Below are 7,426 nucleotides of genomic sequence, written 5' to 3'. Positions count from 1 at the left end.
CACCGCCACCTCGGGGCCGTTCCGTTGCCGTCCGCGTGCCGCTGGCCGGCCGCCTCTTCCCGGCCGTGCCGGGGTTCTGTCTTTGTCGGGCGTCACCGGGCGGCCGCTGCTCCGCCGCCCTGCTGTTCCGGCGACCCGGGGCGCGGCTGAGGGCGCGGCGACCCAGGGCGCGGCTGAGGGCGCGGCGACCCGGGGCGCGGCTGAGGGGGCGGGCAATCCGTGGCGCGGCTCGACGGCGCGGCAATCCGTGGCGTGGCTGAGGGGGCGGCATGCCGGGACGCAACCGGGAGCGCGGCTGAGGCGGCGGCGTCCCGGGACGCGGCCGAGGGGACGGCAACCGGGGGCGCGGCTGACGCGGCGGGCAACTCGGGACGCGGCCGAGGGTGCGGCGACTCGGGGCGCGGCTGAGGGGGCGGCGAACCGCGCGCCCGGCCGCTCGACGCGCGGTTCGTGCCGTTCGGCGAGTGGGGGAGCGGCCGGTGGGCGGGGCACACGGCGCGCGCCTAGTCTTGATCACCGGAAAGGGGGGCCGGGACGTGACCGCGGAGATCGAAGCGCTGCTCGCCGAACTGCGCGCGCTGCCGGACCTCCGGCCGGGCGGCCCGCGCGAGGCCGAGGCCCTGCTCGCCGGGGTCAAGGGCGCCGCGGGGCGCTGGGCGGACGTGCTGTACGAGATCCAGGAGTCGGTGCGCGGCCTCGTCGGGCCACGCGCGGCCGCGGGCCTGGAGGTGGCGTTCCGCCGGGCCGAGGAGTCCTACGTCGAGCTGGAGATCGCGCTCGGCGACGCCCCGCGCCGGACGGGCCACTGACGCGGACCGCCGCGGCTCCGCCGGGCCGGAACGGGCCGGAACGGGCCGGATAAAAACGGGTCTACCTTCGGTAATGGCTTCTGCGTAGACTCCACCATCCGAGCCACCCGACCCACGGACGCCGATGTCTGCAGAGCCCTCCCCCGCGCGCCGCGCCCGCCGCGAGACGGTCACCGGTGTGCCGCGCTCCGCCCGCCGTCCGCCCGGCCACGCGCCCGCCCGCTCCGAGATCAGCGAGCAGACCACCCTCGGCCACACCTACGTACGCTCGCTGATGCGCAGTCAGCTGCGCGCCGCGCTCCGGGCGCTGGCCACCCTGGCGCTGGTCGTCGGCTCGCTGCCCCTGCTGTTCACACTGCCGACGGCCCTGGACGGCGCGGCCGTGTCCTCCGAGCCGTTCGTGTGGGCCGCACTCGGGGTCGGGGCCTACCCCGTCATGTGGCTCATCGCCCGCTGGTACGTGCGCCGCGCCGAGCGCAACGAACGCGACTTCACCGGCCTCGTGGAAGGCCGCTGACCGGCGTGAACCAGACATACGCGGTGGCGGCGGTCACCGTGGTCGTCCTCGCCACCGTCCTGATCGGCGCACTGGGCCTGCGCATATCGCGCACCACCTCGGACTTCTACGTCGCCTCCCGCACCGTCAAGCCCGGACTCAACGCCGCCGCCATCAGCGGCGAGTACCTCTCCGCCGCCTCCTTCCTCGGCATCGCCGGCCTGGTGCTCCTCCAGGGCCCCGACATGCTCTGGTACCCGGTCGGCTACACCGCCGGCTATCTGGTGCTCCTGGTGCTCGTCGCCGCACCGCTGCGCCGCTCCGGCGCGTACACGCTCTCCGACTTCGCCGAGGCCAGGCTCGAATCCGCCCAGGCGCGGCGCCTGGCCAGCCTGTTCGTGGTCGGCATCGGCTGGCTCTACCTCCTGCCCCAGCTCCAGGGCGCCGGGCTCACCCTGGAGATCCTCACGGGCGCCCCCGACTGGGTCGGCGGGCTCGTCGTCGCGGTCGTCGTCACGGGGGCGGTGGCGGCGGGCGGGATGCGCAGCATCACGTTCGTGCAGGCCTTCCAGTACTGGCTCAAGCTCACCGCCCTGCTGGTGCCCGCGTTCTTCCTGGCCGCCGCCTGGCTCGGGGACGACGCGCCGCGCGCCCGGTTCGACGCGCCCGCCGTCTTCCGGGAGCACACCGCGGTGAGGGTCGACGACACCGTACGCATCGACGTCGGCGCGCCGCTGACCGTGACCGTCTCGGGCCGCGTCGACTCCACCGCGTACGAGCAGCGCCGCGTCACACTCACCGAGGGCGTCCACCGCGTCGAGGCGGGCACCACCCTGAGCTTCCCCCAGGGCGCGCACGTCCCGCGGCGGGCCGCCACCGGCACCGACCCTCACCCCGCCTCCGGCCGGGAGGACCCCCAGAGCTGGTCGCAGCCGCTGGCCGGCGGCCGCGACGGGCACCAGCTGTACGCCACGTACGGGCTGATCCTCGCCACCTTCCTCGGCACCATGGGCCTGCCGCACGTCGCCGTCCGCTTCTACACCAGCCCCAATGGGCGCGCGGCCCGCCGCACCACGCTCGTGGTGCTCGGCCTGGTCGGCGCGTTCTACCTGCTGCCGCCCGTCTACGGCGCCCTCGGCCGGATCTACGCGCCCGAACTCGCCCTGACCGGGGCCGCGGACGCCGCCGTGCTGGTCCTGCCCGACCGGGTCGTCGGGGGCCTCGCCGGTGAGCTGCTGGGCGCGCTGCTGGCGGGCGGGGCGTTCGCGGCGTTCCTGTCGACCGCCTCGGGGCTGACCATGTCGGTGGCGGGCGTGCTCAGCCAGGACGTGCTGCCCTCGCGGGGGGTGCGGCACTTCCGGCTGGCGACCGCGCTCGCCATGGCGGTGCCGCTCGCCGTCAGCCTGGTGGCCACCAACGTGCCGGTGGCCGACGCGGTGGGCCTGGCGTTCGCCGTCTCGGCGTCCTCGTTCTGCCCCCTGCTGGTGCTCGGCATCTGGTGGCGTCGGCTCACCCCGCCCGGCGCCATCGCCGGGCTCGTGGCGGGCGGCGGGGCCGCGCTGACCGCCGTGATGGCGACGCGCGCCGGGCTCGCGCCCGGGGGCTGGCCGCACACGCTGATGGCCTGGCCCGCGGTGTGGTCCGTGCCGCTCGGGTTCCTCACCATGATCGTCGTGTCGCTGGCCACGCCCCGCCGCGTACCGGCCGGCACCCCCGCCATCCTGGCCCGGCTCCACCTGCCCGAGGACCTGGTGGGCCGCCCGCCCGCCGAGGACGTCCCCGCCGAAAGCGCGCGCGTCCAGGGAGGCCGGCGATGAGCGCGATCCTGCTCGCGGGCCTGTCCGCCGCCGGGGCCCTCCTGCTGGCCGCCGGGTTCGCCGTCGGGCGGCTCACGGCGCGCCGCGCCGGGAAGGACGTCCTGGACCTCGGCACTCCCGTGGAACGGGCCACCTTCCACACCCTGCACACCGCCTCCCTCGCGGCCCCGCCCCTGCGCGCCGGGCTCACCGAGGACACCGCGCGCAAGGCCGCCCGCCGGCTGCGCTCGCTGCTGGGCACCGAGGCGCTGTGCCTCACCGACCGCACGGCCGTGCTCGCCTGGGACGGCCCCGGGCTGGACCACCACCGCGACCAGGTGTTGGAGCGGGTCGCCGAGCTGCTCGACTCGGGCCGCGGCCAGAGCGTACGGGCCGAGTGCGACGCGCTCGACTGCCCGCTGCGGTGGGCCGTGATCGCCCCGCTGACCGGCGAGGACGGCGTGCTGGGCGCTCTCGTCGCGTACGGCTCACGCGAATCGGCCGTGCTCGTACGGGCCGCGACGGAGGTGGCCCGCTGGGTCTCCGTACAGCTGGAACTGGCCGAGCTCGACCGGTCCAGGACCCGGCTGATCGAGGCGGAGATCCGTGCCCTGCGCGCCCAGATCTCCCCGCACTTCATCTTCAACTCGCTCGCCGCCATCGCGTCCTTCGTCCGCACCGACCCCGAGCGGGCCCGTGAACTCCTCCTGGAATTCGCCGACTTCACCCGGTACTCGTTCCGGCGACACGGCGAGTTCACCCAGCTCGCCGATGAACTGCGGTCCATCGAGCAGTACTTGGCGCTCGCCGGGGCCCGCTTCGGCGAACGGCTCCAGGTCACCCTTCAGGTGGCCCCCGAGGTGCTGCCGGTGACGCTGCCGTTCCTCTGCCTCCAGCCGCTGGTCGAGAACGCCGTGAAGCACGGCCTGGAGGACTCCCGCACCACCTGCCGGGTGACCATCGCCGCACGGGACGCGGGCGCCGAGGCGGTCGTCACCATCGAGGACGACGGCGTCGGCATGGACCCGCACGCCCTGCGGGCCATCCTCGCGGGCGAGCGTCCCCAGGCGTCCGGCATCGGCCTGTCGAACGTGGACGAGCGGCTGCGCCAGGTGTACGGCGATGACCACGGCCTCGTCGTGGAGACGGGTGTCGGCGCGGGTATGAAGGTCACAGTGCGCATACCCAAGTACCGCGCCGGTGTGCACCGCGATCCGCCTGTGTCCGGTCAGGTGTGAAATGCCCCGTTATGGGGACGCGGGGTGCGGGCGCGGAGCGCGCCGGTGGACCGCTCTCCTGGGAGGTAGCCATGCGGGTCCATGATCACTACGAGCTGGCCTTCGGCCAGGACGTGGTGCGGGTGCACCGTACGGATCGCAGCGGCCCAGGCGGGCATCCGATCTACGCCGACGACACGGGGATCGTCCTGGCCGAGATCAGCGACCGGGGCGAGGTGCGGGTGCTCGCGAGCGGCGGGTACCAGAATCCGGCCTCCCGGGTCACGGCACGCCCGGTCCAGCCGCACTGACCTGTGTCACCGGCCGGCGTTCACCGGCCTCAGTACAGGCGCAGGGCCAGGTGCCCGAGCGGCAGGCCGACCTGCCAGGAGGGCAGCCACGTGCGGTCCGACTCGTCCACCATGACCCCGTCGGCCGGGCCGCCGGCCGACAGCGCGCCCAGATCGGTGGCGAGCAGGTGCGTGCTCTCCAGCAGCCGCCAGGTCTCGCGGGCGAGCGTCAGGTCCGCGTCGGGATCCTCGCCCCCGGGCTCCGGTGCCCCGTCGAGCCGTTCCCGTACCCACTCCTTCCAGGGGTGGCCGTGCGCCGTGCGGGTCAGCCACTCCTCAAGCCGGTCCTCGGCGCCGCCGGGGGTGTCCCCGGTGCCGTCACCGAGGTAGACGGTGAGCGCCAGCGTCCGGCGGCCCGCCCGGTACTCCAGCGAGCCGGGCTCGACGAGGGCCCCCGCCCTCAGCAGCTCATCGGCCACGTACTCGGCACACAACCAGGCCATCGGGACTGCCAGCCCGCCTCCGCCGGTGCCGTTCGTGCTCTCGGGCCGCAACGTTCCCACCTTCTCCCGGACGTTCTTGCGTATGCGCGTGTCGCCTCTGCGACCGGCGTGTTCCTCGACGACGAGCCTCCACCGTGAGGCACGGCCGGGGGCCGCTCTTTGCTCAACTCATTGGTGTGCTTTCGAATACATTCCGGCCGGAGCTGTGACGCACGGGTGGTGACGCGCCGGGCGTGGCCTCAGGGACAGGCGGGTTCCGGACGGCGCAGGGCCGGAGCGCGTACCGCGCTGTAGCCCGGCAGACACCGGCCGAGCGCCCGCAGCGCGTAGTGGGAACGCGACTTGACCGTCCCGGCCGGTATACCCAGATCCGCCGCGGCCTCGTTGACGGTCAGGCCGTCGAAGTAGATCCGCACCAGTACCTCGCGGTGCTCCGGGCTCAGTTCCCGTACCGCCGCCCGCACGTCGAGCGCGGCGACCGCGGACTCGGTGACGTCGGACGGGTCCGGGGTGGCGGCGAGCACGCCGTCGCCGACCTCGGTGGGGCGGGCCATCCGGGACCGGCGGGCGTCGATCGCCAGGCGCCGGGCGACGGTGAACAGCCACGGGCGCATCGACTCGTACGGGGCCTCGAACGCCTCGGGGTGCTGCCAGGCCCGCAGCAGCGTCTCCTGGAGCAGATCCTCGGCGCGCTGCCGGTCCCCGTACGTCAGGCCGAGCAGGAAGCTCAGCAGCGCGGGTCCGTGTTCTCGCTGAAGCTCCTCCAGGGCCCGCTCGTCGGTGGTCGTGGTCGCCGTCGTCATCGTCAACACCCTTTCCCGCCGTACTCAGACCCTCGACGCGTATACGAACGCATCCGGGGGCGAAGGGACAGGCGCCGCACCGGGGTCTGCGACGAGCGGTCACACCGAGCGGCGAATGGTGCGGCGAACGGTCACCCGTGCGTATGAGGCCGATATGAGTGCGTTTGTATGATTTTCTGAATATAAGGACTTTTTGATCATCATTTCCCGTAGGGATTCAGGGAGCCCCCGATGCTTCCCCGACGCCCTACGGAGCCGGCTGATGACCCCCACACGCATGCGATGGACCTCGGTGGCGGCGGCCGCCGTCCTTCTCTCCGCGGCCGCGGGCTGCGCTGCCGGTACGGATGCGCACGGTACGAACGCGCACGGTACGAACGCACAGGCCACGCACGGTGCGACCGCCCCGGCGGGGCAACAGCGCAAGGCGGCGCAGCCCATGTCGTCCTCGGCCGGCGCCGCCGCCGCGGCCAAGCGCGACTTCACGCTCGTGGCCAGCGGCGACGTCCTGCCGCACGCCTCGATCATCCGGCAGGCCCAGGCGGACGCCGGCGGCAACGGCTACGACTTCCGCCCGATGCTCTCCGGGGTCAAGCCGGTCGTCTCCAAGGCGGACCTCGCGATCTGCCACATGGAGACGGTGTACGGCAAGGAGGGCGGCCCCTACACGGGCTACCCCTCCTTCAAGTCACCGCCCCAGGTCGCCACGGCGCTGGCCGCCACCGGTTACGACTCGTGCTCCACCGCCTCCAACCACACCCTGGACGACGGCGCCGCCGGCCTCGGCCGCACCCTCGACGCCCTGGACAAGGCCGGTGTCCGGCACGCCGGATCCGCCCGCACCGCCGCCGAGGCCGCCCGGCCGACCCTGCTCAAGGCGGGCGGCGCCACGGTGGCCCACCTCGCCTACACCTACGGCCTCAACGGCATCCCACTGCCCCAGGGGCGTCCCTGGGCGGTCAACCTCATCGACGAGAACAAGATCCTCGCCGACGCCAGGGCCGCCCGCACCGCCGGTGCCGACGTCGTCGTGGTCAGCCTGCACTGGGGCAGCGAATGGCAGACCGAGCCCGACGCGCGGCAGTTGGGCCTCGGTCGGAGCCTCACCGCCGCCACCACGGGCGGCCGCCCCGACATCGACCTGATCCTCGGCACGCACGCCCATGTCCCGCAGGCGTACGAGAAGGTCAACGGCACCTGGATCATCTACGGCATGGGCGACCAGATCGCCGGAGACATGATCAACCACAACGGCGCCTTCGACCCGCGCGGCAACGAGGGCACCATCGGGCGCTTCACCTTCGCCCCGCCCGCCACGCCCGGCGGGCGGTGGCAGGTGACGAAGGCGGAGTTCCTCCCGCAGTGGTTCAACACCGGCACCGGCCGGGTGACCAACCTCAACGCCGCGATCAAGGCCGGCGAGAACCTCACCGCCGTACGGGACAAGATCCAGCAGGTCGTCCTCAGCCGCGGTGCGGCCAAGGACGGCCTGGTCATGGGGGAGTAGCGGCG

The 7,426-nt window shown here is 73.8% G+C and carries 8 protein-coding genes; 6 read left to right on the top strand and 2 right to left on the bottom strand.

Going from position 1 to position 7,426, the window contains the following annotated elements; translation table 11 throughout:
* The first annotated feature begins 536 nt into the window (after nucleotides 1-536).
* The 5 genes from QWM81_RS17840 to QWM81_RS17820 all read left to right on the top strand — a co-directional run bounded on the left by QWM81_RS17840 (nucleotide 537) and on the right by QWM81_RS17820 (nucleotide 4,629).
* On the top strand, nucleotides 537-809 hold the full coding sequence (locus QWM81_RS17840; protein ID WP_290113032.1) for a hypothetical protein: 273 nt from the start codon (nucleotides 537-539) through the stop codon (nucleotides 807-809).
* 124 nt (nucleotides 810-933) lie between these two features.
* Nucleotides 934-1,326, top strand: coding sequence for a hypothetical protein (locus tag QWM81_RS17835; RefSeq protein ID WP_290113031.1), 393 nt, complete (start codon nucleotides 934-936; stop codon nucleotides 1,324-1,326).
* A gap of 5 nt (nucleotides 1,327-1,331) precedes the next feature.
* Nucleotides 1,332-3,122, top strand: coding sequence for a sodium/solute symporter (locus QWM81_RS17830; RefSeq protein ID WP_290113030.1), 1,791 nt, complete (start codon nucleotides 1,332-1,334; stop codon nucleotides 3,120-3,122).
* Nucleotides 3,119-4,339: a sensor histidine kinase gene (locus QWM81_RS17825; RefSeq protein ID WP_290113029.1), complete on the top strand. Its 1,221-nt coding sequence runs from the start codon at nucleotides 3,119-3,121 to the stop codon at nucleotides 4,337-4,339. Before QWM81_RS17830 ends, QWM81_RS17825 begins: the two co-directional genes overlap by 4 nt.
* 71 nt (nucleotides 4,340-4,410) lie before the next feature.
* Nucleotides 4,411-4,629, top strand: coding sequence for a DUF6296 family protein (locus QWM81_RS17820; protein WP_290113028.1), 219 nt, complete (start codon nucleotides 4,411-4,413; stop codon nucleotides 4,627-4,629).
* Between the two features lie 29 nt (nucleotides 4,630-4,658).
* Here QWM81_RS17820 and QWM81_RS17815 read toward each other — a convergent pair whose 3' ends face one another.
* Both QWM81_RS17815 and QWM81_RS17810 read right to left on the bottom strand, forming a co-directional pair.
* Nucleotides 4,659-5,162, bottom strand: a complete 504-nt coding sequence (locus QWM81_RS17815) for a hypothetical protein (RefSeq protein ID WP_290113027.1) — start codon at nucleotides 5,160-5,162, stop codon at nucleotides 4,659-4,661.
* Nucleotides 5,163-5,350: 188 nt separating this feature from the next.
* Nucleotides 5,351-5,914 (bottom strand): sigma-70 family RNA polymerase sigma factor, encoded by a 564-nt coding sequence (locus QWM81_RS17810; RefSeq protein WP_290113026.1) that lies wholly within the window; start codon nucleotides 5,912-5,914, stop codon nucleotides 5,351-5,353.
* A 262-nt stretch (nucleotides 5,915-6,176) separates the two neighbouring features.
* On the opposite strand from QWM81_RS17810, the gene QWM81_RS17805 reads away from it, so the two are divergent.
* On the top strand, nucleotides 6,177-7,421 hold the full coding sequence (locus QWM81_RS17805) for a CapA family protein (protein WP_290113025.1): 1,245 nt from the start codon (nucleotides 6,177-6,179) through the stop codon (nucleotides 7,419-7,421).
* The last annotated feature ends 5 nt before the right edge of the window (nucleotides 7,422-7,426 follow it).

This window comes from Streptomyces ficellus (genome assembly GCF_030406405.1).
Classification (GTDB): Bacteria; Actinomycetota; Actinomycetes; order Streptomycetales; family Streptomycetaceae; genus Streptomyces; species Streptomyces ficellus_B.
This window is presented reverse-complemented; position numbering and strand designations above follow the sequence as displayed.